13 protein-coding genes and 1 pseudogene are annotated in these 20,304 nt (G+C 64.6%); 8 read left to right on the top strand and 6 right to left on the bottom strand.

Going from position 1 to position 20,304, the window contains the following annotated elements:
• The coding region (locus tag ACZ61C_RS01220) for a hypothetical protein (protein ID WP_465301534.1) at nt 1-320 on the top strand (320 nt) is incomplete at its 5' end.
• Nucleotides 321-878: 558 nt separating this feature from the next.
• Here ACZ61C_RS01220 and ACZ61C_RS01215 read toward each other — a convergent pair.
• The gene (locus tag ACZ61C_RS01215; RefSeq protein ID WP_465301532.1) at nt 879-3,722 is read right to left on the bottom strand and encodes an NACHT domain-containing protein; all 2,844 of its coding nucleotides are present in this window, start codon (nt 3,720-3,722) and stop codon (nt 879-881) included.
• 337 nt (nt 3,723-4,059) lie between these two features.
• Here ACZ61C_RS01215 and ACZ61C_RS01210 point away from each other — a divergent pair, with 337 nt between their 5' ends.
• Nucleotides 4,060-4,437 carry a hypothetical protein gene (locus ACZ61C_RS01210; protein ID WP_465301530.1) on the top strand — a complete coding sequence of 126 codons (378 nt, stop codon included), beginning with the start codon at nt 4,060-4,062 and terminating at the stop codon, nt 4,435-4,437.
• Between the two features lie 316 nt (nt 4,438-4,753).
• Here the strand turns inward: ACZ61C_RS01210 and ACZ61C_RS01205 are convergent, their stop codons facing one another.
• The 3 genes and pseudogenes from ACZ61C_RS01205 to ACZ61C_RS01195 form a co-directional block, all read right to left on the bottom strand.
• Nucleotides 4,754-7,144: an NACHT domain-containing protein gene (locus ACZ61C_RS01205; protein ID WP_465302736.1), complete on the bottom strand. Its 2,391-nt coding sequence runs from the start codon at nt 7,142-7,144 to the stop codon at nt 4,754-4,756.
• Nucleotides 7,145-7,147: 3 nt separating this feature from the next.
• Nucleotides 7,148-7,722, bottom strand: a pseudogene (locus ACZ61C_RS01200) (NACHT N-terminal helical domain 7-containing protein); the annotation flags it as partial.
• Between the two features lie 214 nt (nt 7,723-7,936).
• Nucleotides 7,937-8,131, bottom strand: a complete 195-nt coding sequence (locus tag ACZ61C_RS01195; protein ID WP_465301528.1) for a tetratricopeptide repeat protein — start codon at nt 8,129-8,131, stop codon at nt 7,937-7,939.
• A 237-nt stretch (nt 8,132-8,368) separates the two neighbouring features.
• Here ACZ61C_RS01195 and ACZ61C_RS01190 point away from each other — a divergent pair, with 237 nt between their 5' ends.
• Both ACZ61C_RS01190 and ACZ61C_RS01185 read left to right on the top strand, forming a co-directional pair.
• Complete coding sequence (locus ACZ61C_RS01190; RefSeq protein ID WP_465301526.1) at nt 8,369-8,818, top strand: hypothetical protein; 450 nt, start codon at nt 8,369-8,371, stop codon at nt 8,816-8,818.
• Nucleotides 8,819-8,829: 11 nt separating this feature from the next.
• Nucleotides 8,830-9,063, top strand: coding sequence for a hypothetical protein (locus tag ACZ61C_RS01185; protein WP_465301524.1), 234 nt, complete (start codon nt 8,830-8,832; stop codon nt 9,061-9,063).
• Between the two features lie 64 nt (nt 9,064-9,127).
• Here ACZ61C_RS01185 and ACZ61C_RS01180 read toward each other — a convergent pair whose 3' ends face one another.
• Entirely contained in the window at nt 9,128-9,427 is a 300-nt protein-coding gene (locus ACZ61C_RS01180; RefSeq protein ID WP_465301522.1) for a hypothetical protein, read from the bottom strand.
• Between the two features lie 185 nt (nt 9,428-9,612).
• Here ACZ61C_RS01180 and ACZ61C_RS01175 point away from each other — a divergent pair, with 185 nt between their 5' ends.
• Both ACZ61C_RS01175 and ACZ61C_RS01170 read left to right on the top strand, forming a co-directional pair.
• Nucleotides 9,613-10,476 carry a hypothetical protein gene (locus ACZ61C_RS01175; RefSeq protein WP_465301520.1) on the top strand — a complete coding sequence of 288 codons (864 nt, stop codon included), beginning with the start codon at nt 9,613-9,615 and terminating at the stop codon, nt 10,474-10,476.
• Nucleotides 10,466-14,509: a caspase family protein gene (locus ACZ61C_RS01170; protein ID WP_465301518.1), complete on the top strand. Its 4,044-nt coding sequence runs from the start codon at nt 10,466-10,468 to the stop codon at nt 14,507-14,509. The genes ACZ61C_RS01175 and ACZ61C_RS01170 overlap by 11 nt, the downstream gene beginning before the upstream one ends.
• 516 nt (nt 14,510-15,025) lie before the next feature.
• Here the strand turns inward: ACZ61C_RS01170 and ACZ61C_RS01165 are convergent.
• Complete coding sequence (locus tag ACZ61C_RS01165) at nt 15,026-17,161, bottom strand: NACHT domain-containing protein (RefSeq protein ID WP_465301516.1); 2,136 nt, start codon at nt 17,159-17,161, stop codon at nt 15,026-15,028.
• An 828-nt stretch (nt 17,162-17,989) separates the two neighbouring features.
• Between ACZ61C_RS01165 and ACZ61C_RS01160 the strand changes: the two genes are divergently transcribed.
• Both ACZ61C_RS01160 and ACZ61C_RS01155 read left to right on the top strand, forming a co-directional pair.
• Nucleotides 17,990-18,322 carry a tyrosine-type recombinase/integrase gene (locus ACZ61C_RS01160; protein ID WP_465302734.1) on the top strand — a complete coding sequence of 111 codons (333 nt, stop codon included), beginning with the start codon at nt 17,990-17,992 and terminating at the stop codon, nt 18,320-18,322.
• A 359-nt stretch (nt 18,323-18,681) separates the two neighbouring features.
• A complete protein-coding gene (locus tag ACZ61C_RS01155; protein ID WP_465301514.1) occupies nt 18,682-20,145 on the top strand; it encodes a pentapeptide repeat-containing protein in 1,464 nt (487 codons plus the stop codon).
• Nucleotides 20,146-20,304 lie beyond the last annotated feature (159 nt).

The raw sequence follows: 20,304 nt of genomic DNA, 5'->3' as shown, positions 1-20,304 counted from the left end.
AGGACGGCGACGACTCCGCCGCCCACCAGCTAGCCAGGCTCCTCGCCGAGCAGGGACAGATCGAACAGCTGCGCACCCGCGCCGACAACGGCGACACGTACGCCATCGGCCGATTCGTCGACCTCCTGGCCGAGCAGGGGCAGATCGAACAGCTGCGCGCCCGAACCGACAACGGCGACACGTACGCCGCCGATCGGTTGGTCGACCTGCTGGTCAAGGAGGGGCAGGTCGAGGAGTTGAACCGAGAAGTAGCGGCGGGCACGGCAGGCGCAGCCGCCGCTCTGCGTCGACTACGGTCCCGTGCCGTCCCACTGCAATAGAAACGTGACGCCCCCGCTTGCCGAGCTGCTGCCAGCGGCGGCCTGCGAAAGGCACCACGCTATCGGTCTCGGGCTCGACCGCGCTCGTTCTGCCGCTGCTCGCCGGGGCGACGCTCGTGGGCGACAGTCGCCGGTAGGCCGGAGTTCGGTGTCACCGCGACCGCCGAGCTCGGCGTCGACCTGGACCGTTCGCGCTCGTGCCCAACCCCGGAGCCAAAGTCGTCGCGGTCGTGTCCGCGCTGATCGACGGCTTCGTCCTCGGCCCGGACGTTGTCCAAGGTGTCCAGCTGCAGCTGGACCGCCGGCTGAGCGGGCAGGTTCGCAACTGGAGCGCCGCAATGATCTCCCCCGGCGTCGAACTGGAGTCGAGCGTCTTCAACCGCAAATGGCGCCACCTGACCGAGGGCAGGTTCGGTCACCTGGACTACTGCGACATCGTTGTCTCCAGTCGAGGCCGCCGTGGCGCAAAACCTCCCCGGAGCAGGTTGTGCCACGGTCATCTGCCGGATCTGATGCACGAAGACCTCGCGCACTCGGGCTCCAGCGGTGGTCTTCGAATCAGTAAGCTCGGTCCCGGGCAGGAGGGCGGAGTTGATCACCGATGGCCGCTCGATGAACTAGCGGCAATATCTTGTCCCTGAACTCGACGACTACAGTCGGTGCGTGCGGCACGACGTACTGCAACGCCCTATCGAAAATCGCAGCACCAGCAGAGTCCGCCAAGACCGCGAGCACGGCCAGCACATCGATGTCCTGAGCGTCGCCGTCTCTGAATCGCTCTAATGCAGCGGCAGCGTTTCGGACTACCTCCAGCACGGCGTCGGCTGCCGGAGCCGTTTCGATTTCGGCATCGAAGTCGTCCCAGCCGTCACCGACTGGAAGCGGCGGAGCGGCGTTCGGGCGGGGACGCACGAGGGCCAATCCCTTGATTCGCGCGCGTGCTCGGGTCTCGTCGACGACCTGAGGCACCAGTTTCTGCAGCGCCCGCGAGGTGGCACTGGAGCTGGCCGAGACGGAGAGCGCGTCCCGGATGCCGTCCGCGACTGCCGCCTGCTGCTCGTCGCCCGTGTCAGCGAAGCGGACCAGGGCGCGGGCGATCGAAGCCAAGTCCTGCGGCCGTGGTTCGCGGAGGACCTCGAGGGCGTGGCGGATAAGCCGATCTCGCCACAGCGGCAGGGCGCGCGCCATGCCGTCGTCGATCAGATCCAACGCCAGCCGCGGGCCCACCGGCACCACACTTCCGAGACGTTGGCCGGCATCGTCATCGACGGTTTCGACGAGTTCGACGATGGCCTGATGATGGTGGTCCTGCGGCTCGGAGAACCAGTGTCCGGCGGCGAAGATGATCGTGTTGCGCCAATGCGGACTGGCCGCAGCTGTGCGCAGCCGTTCGACCACGGCGTCGTCAGTACCGGCTGTGAGGTAGCGGGCGGCCATGAGTTCCTGCAGCGATCTCACATCGAAGCCGTAGCCTTCGTCACCTCGTGGGACGATGAGCACCAGCCGATGCGTGGCCGTAGTGAGGATCTTCTTCAGCAGTTCAGCGTCCACGTCGGATGGCTTGAAACCGACGTCGTGCAGAATTTGCCAGGTGATGTTGCGCAGTTCCTGTTGAGTGAGCGCGGCATAAGATCGATCAGCTGCTTCGCTGCGGGTCTGCAGCTCAAAGCCGACGCGTTCGTGCAGTCGCTGGATAGTGAGGGCGTGGTTCTGGAGAATCGCTCGCGCACCCGTTGGCTTTTCACGCTCACGCCTGAAAACCGTGTCGTAGTAGCCCCAGAACAAACTGTATCGGTCCGGCGCGAGATGCCCAGCCGAACTCACGATAATGGTCATGATCAACACTTGCAAAGGGGTACGCAACAATAGTTGAAGCGAGTCGTCGTGAGCTGCCGCCTTCAGCTGGCGGACAACTTTGTCGACGCGGTCGAGGTCCATGCGCAGCCGTGCCCGAGTAGCGAGCTCCCCGTAACGGATTGCTTCGTTGGCCGAGAGGTAGTCCAGATCCACACGCTCAAACTGTGTCGGTGCGATGTTCTCCACGTAGCCCATCGGCCGTGTGGTCATGACGACGAACACGTCACAGTCGTCGCCGTCGGCGTTGGTCACGAACTCGACGACGCGCTGGATCACCCACTTACGCACCATGGGTTCGGTGACCTCGTCCAGGCCATCGAGGATCAGGAAACTTGGCCAGTTCTGTAGCCACCACTGCAACGCCGAGGCACGAATTTTCCCCGCATCGGACCGACCAGAGACCTTCTCGGCGATGTAGCTGATCAGAGTGGAGTCGTCGCTGAACCCGTGATCCTCGGCGTATACGGCAAGGTCGATGCGCATCGCCCATCGAGTATGTCTAGGCAGCGGTCGGTCGAAACGCTTCAAGGCGCCTTCGGTGCCAGCGATGACCTGTCGGTGCTCGGCGCTGAGGGCGTCGCCGTCAGCGAGAGACGCTGCTCGGTAGACCTGTGTGAGAAACTTGGAGATCGTGGTCTTGCCGTTGCCCGGAGCGCCGGCGACCACCAAGTGGCGCGGGCCGCCGACCGTGGTGAGCGAAGGTTTGAGCAGGCGTTCTCCGCGGTCCAACACGTGTCGGATCACGCTGCTGGGTGCCGTGCTGGTGGCAGACGTGATCGGAAGGTCGATCACGACGTCATGCAACGGCATGCCAGTGCCGTCACCACTGCCAGCTTCATCGAAGTAGACCGAACTTTCTCCCATCAGCGTGGTGCGGGCATGAGCTCGTAGTCCGGGTTCCAGCTGGCGGTTCGACAAGTACCCGGTGAGCTCGGACATGTGCGCAAACGCGTCGGCAGCGGTGAAGAAGCTAGGAAACGCCAGTCTGACGTCGTGGTTGATCTCAAGCAATCTCCAGATCTGGTTTGCGTCCCAGATCCGGAACTCGCGAATTCGCGACAGTCGCTGAAGCTTGGCGACCCGCTTTACACCGCCGTCGACATCACGGCTGGCATCTTTCAGATTGTCGATGTAAGTTCTGATGGCTACGATCGTTTTATCGTGTCCCCCCGAACCGGGCGTGGGGGTAAGAGGAACATTGGTGATGAACACCAGGTAGTCCGGCACAGGATTACGTTTGGACTCCGGGTCAGCCCACTCCTCCAGTTCGCCGCGGATCTGCCCTTGGAGCCAGCGGGCGTTGTCCGTTGGCTGCGCGTCGAGAGTTCGTTTGTGCTTGACCTGGAAGACAGTGTATCCGTCCCACACCTCGCCGGGCTGACCGTCGGTTCCACTCCAATGAAGCGGCCCTCGGTGATAGAGGTCCCGCCCGCCGTCTCGCCCTGCCCCCATGGCTTGGACGCCGGCGCCAAAGGTCGCGAGGCAAAGCGCGCCCGCGAGATCCTGGAAGCCGGTCGAGCCCAGCTGCTCCAGGTCCGCTGCCACGTTGATCTCCTTTGCCTTCGCTGCTCACGCCGCTGTGCTCAGCTCATCCGGCTACCACCGCAATGAGCGGACACCACGACCACCATGATCGCCCACGAGCGGCAGGTGACCAGGTAGGACACGCGCGACGCACGTCGGCCCGCCCGTCACTGCAGACAGCCTCACACAGGGCAGAATCGCGATTCGCGACGGCCACCACGCCCGAAACGCACTCACGCTGCCGCCACTGAGCCATTCGAGTGGCCGGTAGCCAGCGCCGGAACGGGGCCCATTGCGACAAGCGATCACTAGCCTTCGCGCACCAGTACACTCGTTCGCTCTCACCTTGGGAGGCGTCGTGGGTCGGACCGTCTGCGTGCATGGCGTCGGACAGCAGGTCGCCGGGGAGCAGACGCTGCTGGGTGACTGCGTGCCCGCATTGCTGGACGGACTCGCTCGCGCCGGCCGTCGCTCGGTCACGGACGACGTCGCGATGGGCATCTACACCGGCCACACCAGCCGGGTGACGGCGGTGGCTTGCAGCACCCTCGAGGGCCACCCGATCGCCGTCACCAGCGGCGACGACGGAACCGTGCCGATGTGGGACCTGGCCACCGGCACCACCCTCACCACTTACACTGGCCACACCGGCCGGGTGACAGCGGTCGCCTGCAGCACCCTCGAGGGCCACCCGATCGCCGTCACCGCCGGCCGCGACAAGACCGTGCGGGTCTGAGAACTCGCTACCGGCGACGAAGTCGCCGCCTTCGACTTCCGCGGGATCGGCGCCGCAGCGTTCGGGCCAGGCGGGGAGCTCATGATCGCGGCCGGCTGGGATTTCATCGTCTTCGACCGCATCGCCAGACGATGACCCCGGTTTGCCGAGGCGCAGCAGGTTCGACGACCTCATGCATAAGATTCGTTATGCATCAAGAAGTGACGCCGACCGGGTAGCGAACCGACCACGAACGTCCGCTCATGCCGATGAGCGGGCATAGCCTGGCCGATACGACCGAGCCAGGCATCTTCGGGGGACACGGGCACCGTCTCGTTCATGGCAGCAGATTGGGGCAGATCTTTTTCGTCAGGGCCAGCAATTCCGCCTTGTCCTTGGCCTGGGGAAAGTCGGTGCGGAGCATCTCACGCACCGTACGATCCAAGGTCGCTGGTGGCAGCCGGTCGCGCAGCGTCTGGAGCTGGTTCAGGAAGAGAACTCGGAACATTCGCCGCGTGTCGGTGTCGTAGGGCGCGAAGCCGTGTACCGCGTACTTCATGCAGGGAAGATAAGCAGCCGCCAGCTCGTCGGCGCCGGCTTCGCTCCCCGCCTTGAGCCACAGTGTGATCATCGCGTGCGCAGCCGACACGGGACGGGCGCCGCCGAATCCCCAGAACGTGGTGATCATGTTTCCGTAGCCGTCCTTGAACGGCGCCAGTGCGTGAGCCGCCGTGTCGCCTTCGACGCTGCACAAAAACTCGAAGTCCGACGCGAGTGTGTCGAAGGTCGAGCGGATCCAACCATAGTAGTCGTCCTCGCCGCTTGACCGCTCTTCCGGCCGGATCCCGTAGGACCAGTACAGGTCCATGTCCTGCGCTCGGGCGCCGAGATCGTCGAGCTTGGTCGCGATCCGGACGACCCTCCTGCCGTCCTGCCAGGTCCGGGACAGGTTGAGCGCCTCTACGAGTCCATGCCGGCCCTCGGTGGACAGCTGAGCGACCCAGAGTGTCGCCGTCCTCGCCCATTGCTTGACGGGATGCTCGGCCCATGGGAAGAGCTGAGCGGTCGTGACCTCGGACGACGGTCCGGTGACCAGCAGTACGCACAGGTTCGCGGAATACGTGGCGCAGCGCGTGGGCACCAGGGCGCTGCCCGGCTGGTAGCCGAGCAGGGAAGAACTCCTCGGCAGCAGCGCGGCGTGGAACAGCGACAGCAGGGTGTCGCGCATCGGTCGCAAGCACTGTGCCGGCAGCTCCGCCACGATGCCGCGGATGAAGGTCAGCACGGTTTTCCGCGCGGTGAGGGCCTCGCATGAAAGCAATGCGTGGAAGAAATCGTCGTTGTCGCGGTGCCCTTCGACGAGCGCCCGCAACTCCCGCACGGTGAGCCTGGCGATGAGGTACTCGCCGAATGTCGGATGCATGAACTCGTAGGTCCGCAGCCGGAGATCGTCCTTCAAAGCCTGGGCGGTATGGATGAAGTAGAAACTGCTGATGACCACTCTGGCACTCACCTCCCCCACCGGCAGCGCGGCGAGATCGGCGTCGAGTCCCTCCGCGGTGACCCACTGCCGACCACGGTTGAACATCGCGAACGCGGCGATCGACAGCCTGACTAGTTCCAGCTCGACCAGTCGCGTCACTTCATCGTCGGACTCGCCGGCGTGCTGCTTGAGCACCTCTCGCCTGGCGAACCCGGCCAGCAGCCCCTCGTAGAGCTGGATCTGCCCGAGGGCGTCACCGCGCTCCTCGAGCGAGCACTCGGTATTGTCGTAGATCGCCAGGAGCAGAAGCAGCAGGGGCTGGCGAGCCAGGTCGGCGTGGGGGCGGAGGGCGTCGACGGTGAGGGCGGTGTCGTTGAGGCGGCGCCACGGACCCAGCCACTGCTCGATCTGCTCGTCGTCGAATGGTTCGAGAAGCAGGTTGACCATCCCGCTGACCGGCCGCGCGCGGTCGGCCACCGACACGCGGCTGGTGACCACCACGACGGCCGGGTGCTGAAGGTCGGCTTCGCGCCGCTGGAACTTGGCAATACGCTCGAGGAAGTCGGATTGGCTGACGTTCGTCGCTTGCAGGAGTTCGTCGAACCCGTCGAGCAGGACGACTGGCACGGCGTCGCCCGCCGAGCCGACGAAGTCACGCCAGGACAACTGCTCCCCGGTCGAGATGCGGAGACCCTGTTCGATCTGGGTCTGCACGTCCCTGTCGGCGGAAACCTCGCGCAACGGCACCTGAATGGCCACGAAATCGCTGGCGGGCAGCCGCGCCGCGAGTACTTTCGCCAACATCGACTTCCCCGATCCCGGCTGGCCGAGAACCACGAGGGGCGCCTCCGTGGCTGCCGGCGATGTCAGGTGCCCGACGAGGAACTCCTGCAGATCGGTGCGCACCGGCTGCTGGTGCCACCACTCTTCGGCGGCGATGTCGTCGTGCGCCACGTCGGCAGCGACCCGGAAGTGGGGGTTCACGTACGCCTCGGCGATGGTGGGCAACCGGACGCCGGACGGGGTCGCCGGCAGCAGCGGCCGCGACAGCACGGCCGCGTGGAACCGCGCCAACCTCAACCGCCGGTCGTCGGGCACCCGGTCGGACGCGATCTCCGACAGCACCTGCGTGACACCTGCCAGGCCGGCTCGCAACCGCCGGATCTCGGCTCTGGTCGCCTGGTGGTCGACACGGTTGGCCCAAAAGGCAACCTCGGGAAAGTCGGTGGCCAGGCGCCGGAACATGTCCTCGTACCGCATGACCGCCTTGGCCGCGACTTCGCCGAGCATCACCGTCTCGACTGCCCGCCGGCCGCGGTCGTCCACGTGATCCCACACGGCCAGCCCGGCCAGGAATTCCAGCACTTTGCCTGCGATGTGGTCGTAGTGGCCCGCAAGTGCTTCGATCGATTGCTCGTAGGGCCGGTGCGGCGCCAACACGGGAGCGGGGTGCGCAGCAACGCCGTGGTGAGCTGATCCGACGGGGAGAGCTCGAGCTCACCGACGGTGAAGGGCAGGCGAACCGTCGCCATAGCGTCGAAGAACGCCGCCACCACGATGACGCTGTGCGCGGCGGACAGTTGTTCTCCACGTTCCATCCGGCTGGTGCCGCGTATTCGCGTGTTCAGCCCGGATACCAGTTCGTTGGTCAGCCGGAAGAACTCGGACTTGGCGTCGAAGAGGGTCAACGCGAGCGCAGACCCAGTGGCGGACAGCACGAGCAGGGCACCGCCGGTCAGCTGATCGAGCGCGGTCACCACCTTGTTCGGTGCTCGGCCGCCCAGTACCCGCACGGCGTCCGCGTAGCTCAAAGCTTTCGACATCGCTTCACCTCCATCAGGTAATCGGAGGGGGGACGAAGCGATGTTGCGCGCTCGTGCTCGAGTTCGGCCGTCCGGGGGTGCGGGAGCCCCTCGAGCCGAGTCGGATACGGCCGGCCGGCCCTGCTACCGAGCCTGCGTTCACGTCCGCTCATGCCGATGAGCGGACGTTGGTACCACTGTGCGCCGGTTCTCGTAACGACCGCATTGTGAGGATTCAGGTCGATCGCGTCTCGTTGAGGTTCGAGCGGATGGTCCTGCTTGTGAGATGGTCGGGGCCCAGCACCCGCTCGCTGTCGGCGAGGGTGGCCTCCAACAACGGGATCACCCGCCCCAGATCACCCACCGCTCGGTAGGCGCTCGCCAGGTTGTTGCGCAAGGTCAGTGTGTCGGGGTGGTCGGGGCCCAGCACCCGCTCGAAGTCTGACTGACCGCCCCGCCTCGACGCGTGCCGGTACAGCAGGCCGGACGTCGACGGGGAATGCGGCTGAATGCAGCACGTTCCGGATGGGCCATAAGACGTAGGCGTCGGGCGGCCTTACCCGGATGGGGCGAAGATACGTGGATGGGGACTCGAGGGGAAACTCGGCGGGCTTGGAAGATCGGATTGCTGACCGGAGCGGGTTTCGCTGCGGGCATCGTGTTGGTGGTGACGACGGTGTCGTTGCCCGACGCTCCGTTGTGGGTGGTGATGCTGATCGGCATCGCAGCAGGCGCAGTGTTCGGCGCGATGATGGGACCGGCGACCGCCCGCGCGGAGCGCGAGATGTGGCGTGCCGCCGGAAGCGAACTGACCTGGGAGCAATTCCGTAGCGCCACCCGGGCCAGCCGCACCGGTAGGACACCGGACGATCCTCGGCTGTGCGAGCCGGCGATCAGGCTGGGGGTGTACCAGTTGGCGCAGCACCGTCGCCGTCGCACCGGCACGCTGATCGCCCTCTCTCTGGCCGCCGGATTCAGCGCGCTCAATGCAGTAACCGGTGGGTGGCTTGGCCTGCTCGGTGCGGTCTTCTTCGTCGCGGTTGGAGTCGTGTTCCTGCATGAGCGCACCAGGGTAGGCAGGGCTCTGGTGCGTCTTCGTGCTACCTCGCGCGCGTGAAGGGGGCGCGTGTGGATGCTGAGAAGATCATGCGGCGCGGATACGTTCGTACGCTGGTGTGGTGGCCGTTGCTGCTGGTTCTCGTGGTCGCGTTCGTCGTCGACCTGCTCGTGAAGGCAGGTCTGCATCACCGGAGCTTCCGCGCGGATGATGTGATCAGTGCGGCGGTGGGGGCTGTTCTTGCTTGGTTGTTCTTCGCAGGCCTTTGGCGCTACCTGGTCCGGCGGGAGGAACGACAGTCCTGACATGGCGGGAGATGCCCTGCTTTTGGCAGGCTCGGGCCCGCGTCACTATGATTATCTTCTGATTTCACCGTAATGTCGACAGGTCATAGAAACGATTGAGCGACAGCACAAACACTCTCTCATGCCGCATTGAGCGTGGAATTCCGCGACCACTACCTAGGCGGCGATTATCGTCCGTTGAGGCCGTAGAGATGTAACGAACGTCCGCTTCCTGGCGACTTCGTGCTCGCATCTGCAGGTCGACTACGAAGAGGCTGGCCACGCCGATGATGTCGCCAGAGTCGGTGACGAACATGGCGCGCACCCGGTGGGTGTTCGGTGGCTTGGGCAAGTTCTCCCAGCGGCCGTCACGGTAGGCGACCATTGCAGACAGCCTCACACGGTGCGGCATCGCGATTCGCGACGGTCACCACGCCGGAACGCACTCGCGCTGCCACCACTAAGCCATTCGAGTGATTGGTGGCCGGCGCCGGAACGGGCCCAGTCCGACAAGCGATCACTAGCCTTAGCGCACCGGCGGAGTCGTGCGCTCTCACGTTGGGAGGCGTCGTGGGTCGGATCGCCTGCGTGCACGGCATCGGCCAGCAATCCGCCGGCGAAGAAATGCTGCTCCGAGACTGGCGGCCGGCACTGCTGGACGGGCTCACTCGCGCCGGCCATTCCGGCGCCGTCAGCGCCAGAGACGTCGTGATGGCGTTCTACGGGAGCCTGTTCCGCCCGGCCGGGGAGCGTCTGGCCGTCGGTGATCCGATCTTCACCGCCGACGACGTCGACGCAGGAGTGGAGGAGAGTCTCCTGCTGGAGTGGTGGCGGGAAGCTGCGCGGGTGGACACGAAGGTCGCACCACCGGATGCGGACACGCTCGTGCGCGCACCCGGCTCGGTGCAGGCAGCGCTGCGGCAACTGTCCCGTTCCCGATTCTTCGGGGGCCTGGCGTTGCGAGCGATGGTATTCGACCTCAAGCAGGTCAGCCACTATCTGCGCGACCGGCGTTTACGGGAGGCGGCGCGGGCCGCGGTCGGAAAGCTGATCACCGAGGACACCCAGGTAGTGGTGGCACATTCGCTGGGGTCGGTGGTGGCGTACGAGGCACTCGCGGCGATGCCCGGCCATCAGGTGCGGGCGCTGGTGACACTCGGGTCGCCGCTGGGGATCGCGAACCTGATCTTCGACCGGCTGGACCCGGCCCCCCGTGACGGGCTCGGCACCTGGCCCGGCCCGAACGAGCTGGCCTGGACGAACATCGCCGACCACGGCGACGTCGTCGCGCTGGAGAAGGATCTGCGGCCCCGGTTCGGGCCGCGGGTGGCCAACGCCGTCGTGCACAACGGCGCGCACGCCCACGCCGTCACCGCCTACCTAACCGACACGCTCACCGGGACCGCGATCGCGGACGGCCTACATGCCCGCTGACACCCCGGGACCGCGCCGCTACCTGATCGCCAGTGCCATCGCCCACCACGCGAACGCCTCGCAGTTGGACCGGCCCAGCCTGGTCGAAGCCCGCGACCAGATCATCAGCCTGTTCACCGACGAGCTCGGCTACGAGCACGTCCACATTCTCGGTCTGGATCCGACCAGAGAGCAGCTGACCCGCTTGCTGCGCACGTTTTGCCGTGACGAGGCCCGGCGACCCGACGACATAGTGGCCGTCTACATCACCGGCCACGGCGAAGTCCTCGACGACACCCGCGAACACGTCCTGCTCACCGCCGACGCCGATCCCGACGACGTCGAGGACGCGCTGCGCACCGCACAGCTGGCTCAGAAAATGCTTCAGAAGACCCGGGTCCGGCGGGTCCTGCTGATGCTGGACACCTGCTACTCCGGCCACGGCGGCAACGAACTCACCGCCACCGCAGTCACCGCCATCACCCACAGCTGGGGCGACGAACCCGGGTCCGGGCTGGCCGTGATTACCTCTGCCCAGCCAGCCGAGGAAGCGGGGGCGGGCGCGTTTCCGCGTCTGCTGCGTGAGGCGGTCCACTCATTGCCGACCGCCGGATCGAACCCGGCGGCGTTGCCGCTGGATGCGCTCGTGACGGCGATGAACGCCTGCACGAACAAGCCCGACTACCAGACGATCGGCTACGGCGTGAACGGGCTGACCGGCGAGGTCCCGCCGTTCCTGCCTAACCCCCGCCACAACCCGCGGATGACCGAGGTCGACCTGGCCATCCAGCAGGCCGGGGAGTTCGACGCCCAGGCCGGCCGCCGCGACACCGAGCTGCGAACCCGACTGCTAGTCCGGGCCATGGGAGGAAGCAGCAACGGCATCGGCGGCTGGTGGTTCGCCGGCCGACACGCCGCACTGATCGAAGTCACCACCTGGCTGCAGCACCCGGACCCGACACGGCCGCTGCAGGTCGTCACCGGCAATCCCGGATCCGGAAAAACCGCCGTCCTCGGCCTCATCGCCGCCCTCACCCACCCGCAGCGCCGGGCCACGGTTCCCCTGCACAGCCTCGCGCTGCCCGCTGCCGCGGTCCCGGACGTCGGGGCGGTGGATGTGGCGATCTACGCGCAGAGCCTCACCACTGAGCAGGTGCTGGCGGGGATCGCTGCCGCTGTGCACTCCCGCGCCGACACCCCTGGCCGGCTTCTGGACGAGCTGTCCGGCCGGGACACGCCGTTGACGGTGCTCGTCGACGCTCTCGACGAGGCCGGCGATCCCGACCACCTCGTCCGCAGCCTGCTGCGCCCGCTGGCCGAGCACGCGGCGGGTCGGCTGCGGCTGCTGCTGGGAACCCGGGACTTCCTGCTCGACCGGCTTGGTCTGCGCCGCGAGACCGCGATCGATCTGGACGCCGACCGCTACGCCGACCCGCTCGCCCTCACCACCTACGCCGCCCGCGGCCTGCTCGAAGCCCACCCCGACAGTTCCTACCGCGATCAGCCACCGGAGTTGGTGCGCGCCGTCGCCGACGCCGTCGCCACTGCCGCTCACCCCTCGTTCCTAGTCGCGCGGATTACCAGCGCCACCCTCGCCGCCCAGCCCGACGCCGCCGACCCGCGAGATCCGGCCTGGCGCCAGAGGCTGCCGCGGTTGCCTGGCGAGGCGATGCGCCGCGACCTGGACACCAGACTCGGGCCCAAAGCAGCCATGGTGCGCGACCTACTGCGCCCGCTGGCCTTTGCCGAAGGTCAAGGCCTGCCTTGGGAAGACATCTGGGCCGCCGTAGCCTCTCGCGTGGCCGGCGCCACCTACACCGACGACGATCTGCTCTGGCTGCGGCAACACGCAGGGTCTTACGTCGTCGAAGCCACTGAGGACGGCCACTCCACCTACCGGCTCTACCACCAGGCCCTCGCCGAGCACCTCCGCGAACACATCAACGCGACTGCCGCCAATCAGGCCATCGCCGAGGTCCTGATGGCCCGGGTACCGCGCACACTCGCCGGCTCTCGGGACTGGACACGCGCGCACCCCTACACGCTGCGCCACCTCGCCACGCACGCCGCTCTCGCCGATGAGATCGACGCACTCATCGCCGACACCGACTACCTGGTCCACGCAGAGCCCGGCGCGCTCCTACAGGCTCTGCGCCGGACCAGCACAGACGCCGCGGCGCTCACCGCCGCGGTCTACCGCTGCTCCGCCGACACCCACCGGCACCTGCCGCCGCTACGACGCCGGCAGCTTCTGGCCGCCGACGCCGCCCGCTTCCGTGCCACACGACTCCACCATGAACTGTCCGCACCGCTGACCTGGCAACCACGCTGGGGGACCGGAGGACAAACGACCGACGCCCTTCACGCCACCTTCACCGGACACATTGGCCGGGTGCTAGCGGTGGCTTGCAGCACTCTCGATGGCCGACCGATCGCTGTGACCGGCAGCGACGACGGGACCGCGCGGGTATGGGACCTGGCCACCGGCGCCACCCTCACCACCTTCACCGGCCACACCGGCCCGGTGCTAGCGGTGGCTTGTAGCGTCCTCGATGGCCACCCGATCGCCGTCACCGGCGGCCACGACAAGACCGCGCGGGTATGGGACCTGACAACCGGCGCCACACTCACCACCCTCACCGGCCACACCGGCTCGGTGCTGGCCGTGGCCTGCAGCACCCTCGAGGGCCACCCGATCGCTGTGACCGGCAGCGACGACGGGACCGCGCGGGTATGGGACCTGACCAGTAGCACCACACTCACCACCTTCACCGGCCATACCGTCTGGGTGACGGCGGTGGCTTGCAGCACTCTCGATGGCCGACCGATCGCCGTCACCGGCGGCCACGACGAGACCGCGCGAGTGTGGGACCTGACGACCGGCGCCACCCTTACCACCCTCACCGGCCACACCGGCTCGGTGCTGGCCGTGGCCTGCAGCACCCTCGAGGGCCACCCGATCGCCGTCACCGGCAGCCGCGATAAGACCGTGCGGGTGTGGGACCTAACTACCAGCACCACACTCACCACCCTCACCGGCCACGCCCTCTCGGTGACGGCCGTCGACTGCAGCACCCTCAAGGGCCACCCGATCGCCGTCACCAGCGGCCACGACGAGACCGTGCGAGTGTGGGACCTGACAATCGGCAGCACACTCACCACCCTCACCGGCCACACCGGCTCGGTGCTGGCCGTGGCCTGCAGCACCCTCGAGGGCCACCCGATCGCCATCACCGGCAGCCACGATAAGACCGCGCGGGCCTGGTCCTTCTCAGCCGGGGCATTCCATGCGCGTGCCGTTCTTGGTCACTCGGGCCCAATTTACGCCGGATCAAGCACGGTGCTCGACGGTTGCTCTGTTGCCGTCACCGGCAGCGATGATAAGACTGTGCGAGTGTGGGATCTGGCTACCGGCGCCACCCTCACCACCTTCACCGGCCATACCAGCCCGGTGATGGCAGTAGCTTGCGGCTCCCTCGATGGTCGACCGATCGCCGTCACCCGCGACCTCGGTGAACATGCGCGGGTGTGGGACTTGGCCACCGGCAGCATGCTCATCGAGTACACCAGCCCGGTGAGGGCGGTGGCATGCAGCACGATCGAGGGCCGCCCGGTCGCCGTCAGCGGCAGCGATGACGGGACCGTGCAGGTTTGGGACCTGGCCACCGGCACCACCCTCACCACCCACACCACCCACACCAACCGGGTGAGGGCGGTGGCATGCAGCACGATCGAGGGCCGCCCGGTCGCCGTCAGCGGCAGCGATGACGGGACCGTGCAGGTTTGGGACCTGGCCACCGGCACCACCCTCACCACCCACACCACCCACACCAACCGGGTGAGGGCGGTGGCATGCAGCACGATCGAGGGCCGCCCGGTCGCCGTCAGCGGCAGCGATGACGGGACCGTGCGGGTCTGGGACCTGGCCACCAGCGCAGAAATCGTCGTCTTCGACCTCCGCGGTGTCGGCGCGGTGACGTTCGCCCCTGGGGGAGTACTTATGATAGCGGCGGGATGGGACATCATCGTGTTCGATCGCGTTGCGATGCATTGACCCTCCGACACCGCCCTCATACTTCCCCGAAAACCATCAGCTGGCGTATCGCCACAACCAGGCGTTTCTTCATTTCATGGAAATGGCGCCGCGAGTCGCGGGGCTCGTTCCGAGCCGAGTTCGTCCGGCCGAATACGACGCGGCGCGCACGACCCGCGTCGAAGCCAGGTCCCTTAATCTCACGCATAGAGTCATTATGCGGCTCTAACCAGTCCACACCCGGCGGGTAACAGCGCGAGCGAACGTCCTCTCATGCCAAGAAGCGGACGTCAGCCAGTTCGGCATGGAACCCAAGGTCTCGTTAAGTAGGAGGACGTCGAGGCGCGGTCGTCGGTTCGGGCTGACGAGCAGGCCCGCCGTGCGGTCTTCGACCTGTGGCTACGGTGATCGCGAGCGATGGCGGCAGGATGCCGACTACGTGGTCGCTACGCACCACCGGCTGGCGGCCGTGCTCTGGGAAGTCGGGGGCGGACAGGTATGGCTAGCGTGGGATGAACAGCTCAATACGTGTAACGGTCAAGGAGTTGTGTTTGCTTCCCATCGCTGTTCCGCCAGCCATTCCTGAAACTCCCGGTGGCGGAACCGCAGGTAGTCGCCGTTGGTCGTGAAGAACCCCGCCTCCTGCGCCCATCGCAGGAAGTACGCGGGCCGGCTGGCGAACCGCTTGGTGAAGCGAAATAACAGGCACCCCATCCAGTAGTGCGGCCACGGTGACACGCTGAGCGTAAGCACTCCGACCGAGTAGCCCACCAGCATGAAAGAAGGTGATCTGACTAGCAGCACAAGCGCGCCCACGAGCACCAATACGGCTGCAGTGGACGCCATCCCGGCGCGGATGTAGCGGACCGGGTCACTACTGTAGATCGGCTTGAACCAGTTGAGTTCCAGGGTGTCGTCGTCGCCCCTCAACCAGCCTGCTCGGTTCTCGATCATCGAGTGTTCACCGGCCATCAGCACCGTGACGAATGCGCCTAGCAGAAAAACGGTGCTGCACTGGACCAGGAACTCGTCATCAGAGAGGCGGCAATACGCCCCGAAGCCCATCAGAAGGACTGCGGGAACCAGTCTGAGAGGCGGGATCGTCAGGATGTGCGACGCGTGAAACCGGAACGGCGCGACATCAGTGAAAGCTGCAAACCGAGACACCGCGGCTACCTGCACCAGGACGGCTACCACCACGACCGGCCAGCGGTATACCTGAAAACTGGCGACTGTGACGACGGCCAAGACTCCGATCGCGACGCCTGCGGTCAGGAAACGAGTCAAGTTAACACCGGCGAGGCGCCACACTGCGTACGTCCGGATCCCGACCAGGTCTATCGAATCCCTGTCGGTGAGCATCATCCCCGCCAGCTCACCCAGCCACCGGCGCACGGTTTCTGGTGCCCAGGATCTCTTCTGCCGCCGTGGGACGGCTCGCTCGATGCCCACGCCAACGAACAGACGGAACAACTCGTCCCGAAGGCTGTCGGCAGTCTGGAACTCCAGCAGCTGGCGGGGCTCGGTGTTGGGTAGGGCGAAGGCCGCCGTGATGAGGAACAGGTTAAACGGTACAGCGAGAACCTGCCGCAACGGCTCGCCGGACGGTTCCGGCAACGCGTCCAGCAGGTGTTTCCAGCGTTGTTCCGCCATCTTCGGATCGCTTGGTGACGGGAACCTGCGCGTGAGATACGCGCGCAAATTCTTCACTTCCAGCGGTAACAGGTGCACCACTGTGGCGACCTCAAGAGGCATCGGTTCGACTACCTTAATCGGACTCTCGCCAATCACCGCCATAAACTCATTGATAGAGGTCTCCTGCTCGGCGTCGGTGCGTTCGAGCAGGGCCCGGTAAGTGTGCTTGCGCGAGACTAGGACAACCGGCATCAGGGTCCCGCGTACCGGGTGATTGAGGGCTCGCACGAGCTCGCGAGCCCGGACTGGAGCCGCATTGCCGTCCAATTCCTCGAGACCGTCGAGCACTGGGAGGATCCGACCGGTATCGAAAAGACGGTCGACGACCCGGCGGTCGAGCCGCCAGGTCGTGGCGACACCGGCGCGTAACCACTCCTGGAGCTTGGCCGACCCACGCTCGGCGGACGACTCGAACGGGTACCCGGCCATGTTGAAGCTCAGGAGGTCCATCCGCAGTGGTACGACGGCAGTGGAGGCGTCCTCCAAGCCGGCTTCCGCCAGGTCGGCGGCGAGCATGGCGGCGAGCACGGTTTTCCCGCCACCCGGATCGCCGAGGAGCACCAGCCGACCACGGTCGAGACTGCGATAGTAGGCAGCGATCTTCTCGCTGGACCCCGAGCGTCGGCCACCGTCGGTGCGCCAGTAGAGCAAGTCGGGCTGTCTGACCCGCAGCGACGCGGGCCGAATCGGGGCCGGCTCACCCAGCATCCTGGCGAGAGCGACCCGCTCCCGTTGGCGCACCCGTTCCAATAGGTCGAGGACCAGGTCGTCAAGGGTAAAAGTCTCGTTCAGTAACGTCTGCGTCCCATCCGCGATCCCCACGATCACTTGACGTCGCTCCGACGCACGGCGCTCCGGCGTGTGATCGCCCGCGCTCAATTTCGCCGACCAGCCGGCTGCGAGCAGCGTCATGATCGCCAGGGCCACTAGGATGACCAGAGCCCATTTCTTCAGCGATTCGGGGGCGTCGTTGGACACTAGGTTGATGAAGTAGGACGAGACGAGACCAAGCCCTGCCAGTGCGGCGGCGGCGGTAACAACCAGCCGGTTCGGTCGGCGTGCTCTGCGAGTCCTCATCGTTCTCCGGTGGCAAAGTGGCGGTCTACTGCACGCTGTGAATAAATCGCCCGTCAAATCGTTCCGCTACGCTCAATGCGAAATTTTCCGCTGTGGACGGAAACGAGCCAGGCGACTACCGCCAATCGGTCAACGCAAGTGCGACCTTCTGTTGCCACGCGTCGCACCACTCCACCTACTCGCCGACGCAGTTCGCGTCCAGTAGGTGGGGTCTGGCCTCTGATGACGAGAGCGGCCGAGGCCACGTCGACCATGCGCACCTCGACGAGCTCGGTCACCACATACCTCCCCACACTCATCGCAGGCTGATCTGCGTTAATGGCGCCTGGTGAGTAGTCGCTCAGGGGCCCAACGTTGTTACGCGTTCGAGCACTATCCATGAACGCACTCTCATGCCGCTGAACGGTCGTTCACGACCAGTCATGCTGATGAGCGGACACCACCTCGCTGATTTGGTGGCACCAGGCGCCCTTCAAGCACCCGCCCATGGAGTACGTTCGGCGCCCGATGGCGCCCAACGAGTCACCGCCCCTCGGCCTATCCCACCTGCAGTTCGAGGCACTACTGAGCACGGCCCGGGAATCGGAAAACCGTTCGACTTCGCACTGGTCGCGAAGCTCGGACTACTCGACCTCCGAGTGTTTGAGGCCTGCGCTGCAGACATCGGCGAGGACACTGACATCGGGTGCTGAGGGTGGTCGTTAAGGGCGGCAAGGTTGTCTTAGTGCCCTGCCGCCGGCGGTCGGCCGGGCGATCGACCGAGCCGTCGGCGACCGCGAGCACGGTCCAGTCCTGCTCAACCGACGAGGCATCCGCATGGACCGCCACTGCGCCACCCGCCGGATACGTCGGCTGGCCGAGGCCTTGGTCGTACGGCTGCCGCGGATGCACCCGCACATGCCCCGCCAAACCTTCGTCACCACGATGCTCGACGCGGGCGTCGACCTGCGCGATGTCCAGATCACTGCCCGCCATGCCGACCCCTCACACGACCATGCGGTTACGACCGTGCCAGCAAAAACCTCGACCGGCATCCGAACTACATCCTGGCGGCGTACATAGCGTCCGCAACTTGACACCCAACACTATCGTGCCTATGAGCGTACGAGACGTGCTGCCCGAGTATGCTGCCCGTTGGCGATCCGACGGGAATCTGTCGAACATCGCGAGCAATTTGCCCAATAAAAGTCATTTCTAGTGCATATTACGACAGCAAGGCGCCTTTAACTAAGGCAATCGAGCGCAGCTCAGCCCGACAAGCTTGACCCGGATCGGCAAACACTCAGGGGTTTGGGGAAACTAATCGGCGACCCAACCAGAGCCCAGAAACATTACTGGCGGAACATAAAACAAACGACAGATGAGACCCCCGCGGCGAGTCGTGTTGCACACATCCAGGTCGGCAGTGTAGAAACACTGTCATGCAGATACGTCGCGCAGATAACCCAGCGTCGGGCTCGCGCATGTCATTAAGATCAAGTATTGCACTGCTGCTGATTATAGCTATATTTTCCGCTGGCGGCATCGGCACACTTCTATGGCTCCTTCTCGGGCGCCCACCGATACGCTTGACGAACGGCTGGACCACCGCCAATAGCTTCGATTTTGTCAAAATTGTACTTACACTTCTCGGTGGCATTGGAGCCGTTGTCGCGTTAGTTATAACCTTTCGCAAGCAACAGATTAGCGAGATCGCCGAACAGCGAGAGGATGTAAAACTATTCTCCGAACGATTCACAAAGGCCTCCGATCAGCTCGGATCAGATAAGGCACCGGTGCGACTGGCCGGAGTCCACGCATTGGAAGACTTGGCGCAGGGCACACCTCGCCAGCAGCAGACAATTGTCAATGTCATGTGCGCCTACTTGCGAATGCCGCCTTTAAAGGCAGATGTTGAACAAAATGACAGTCAAACTCAACCTTCATCCGACAGCGAGACCCAGATCGACCGACAGGAGCGCGAAGTTCGGCTTACTGTGCAACGTGTTCTTCATGCACATCTTCGGCCTGGAAAGAACCCCAAACGCATACCTCAACACTTTTGGCGAGATATTGACATCGATCTGACTGGCGCAGAATTATTTGACTTTGATCTAAGTGAATGTCATATAGGGAAGGCTTACTTCGACGAAGCCAGCTTCCACGGGGTAACCAACTTCGGTCAGTTGCAAATTTCCAATGACGCTCGATTTGTCGGAGCTAAATTCTTTAAAAACACTTCCTTCAGTGGAACTACATTCAAACGGTCAACTTTTTTCGCGCGTGCGAAATTTCACTCGGCGGTCGCATTTACAGGTTCCACATTTGAGAAAGAAGTATCTTTTGGCGGCGCGCACTTCGAATGCACTCTTGGTTTCGCAACAAGCAAAGAGAATGAGCAGATTTGGGATGGTTTCAATCAGTCAGACTTGACAAAGACCAGCCTCACTACCGGTAATGAGTTAATTGTTGGGAGTGCGTGGTTTGGTGGCGCAAAATTCCTTGGAGTCGCCTTCTTTCAAAATGCAAAGTTTCAATCGACCGCCTGGTTTGACGAGGTTGAGTTTAGACAGGATGTAAAATTTGATGCAGCAGTCCTCCGTTCGGATGATATCAGCACTTTGAGCGTCAGGTTTGATGGCGCAAAATTTGAGGGTAACGCCTCATTCGGAAAGGTTTTTTTCGGCAGCACTGTTCGATTTGACAATGCAGAGTGTCTCGGTCAATATTACTTTGCAGGGTCGCGACTTCGACTGGATGACCCCTTTCAAGAGGATCGAACCTGGCCAGCTGGGGTCACTTTCGTGGATGCGTCATCTCTTAATGATCAAGAAAAGCTTCCAGAAGCTTTCGACCGCGAAGGAAGATGGTGCTATCTTCGGATGACTGTCGATAGAAAATCATAGTTGGCGCGCCAACTCTGCCACCGGGGTAGAGTCAGTAACTCCAAGTGCTCACGTCGGCTCGTCGCCGCCGTGCGCGTCGTAGCTAACAGTACCGAAGTAGTTGCGGCTTCATGGACGTGTTGGTCCTTATTAAGGGCCCCGCCGTAAGTGCTAGGCGAT

This window comes from Amycolatopsis sp. NPDC104587 (assembly GCF_055583645.1).
This window is presented reverse-complemented; position numbering and strand designations above follow the sequence as displayed.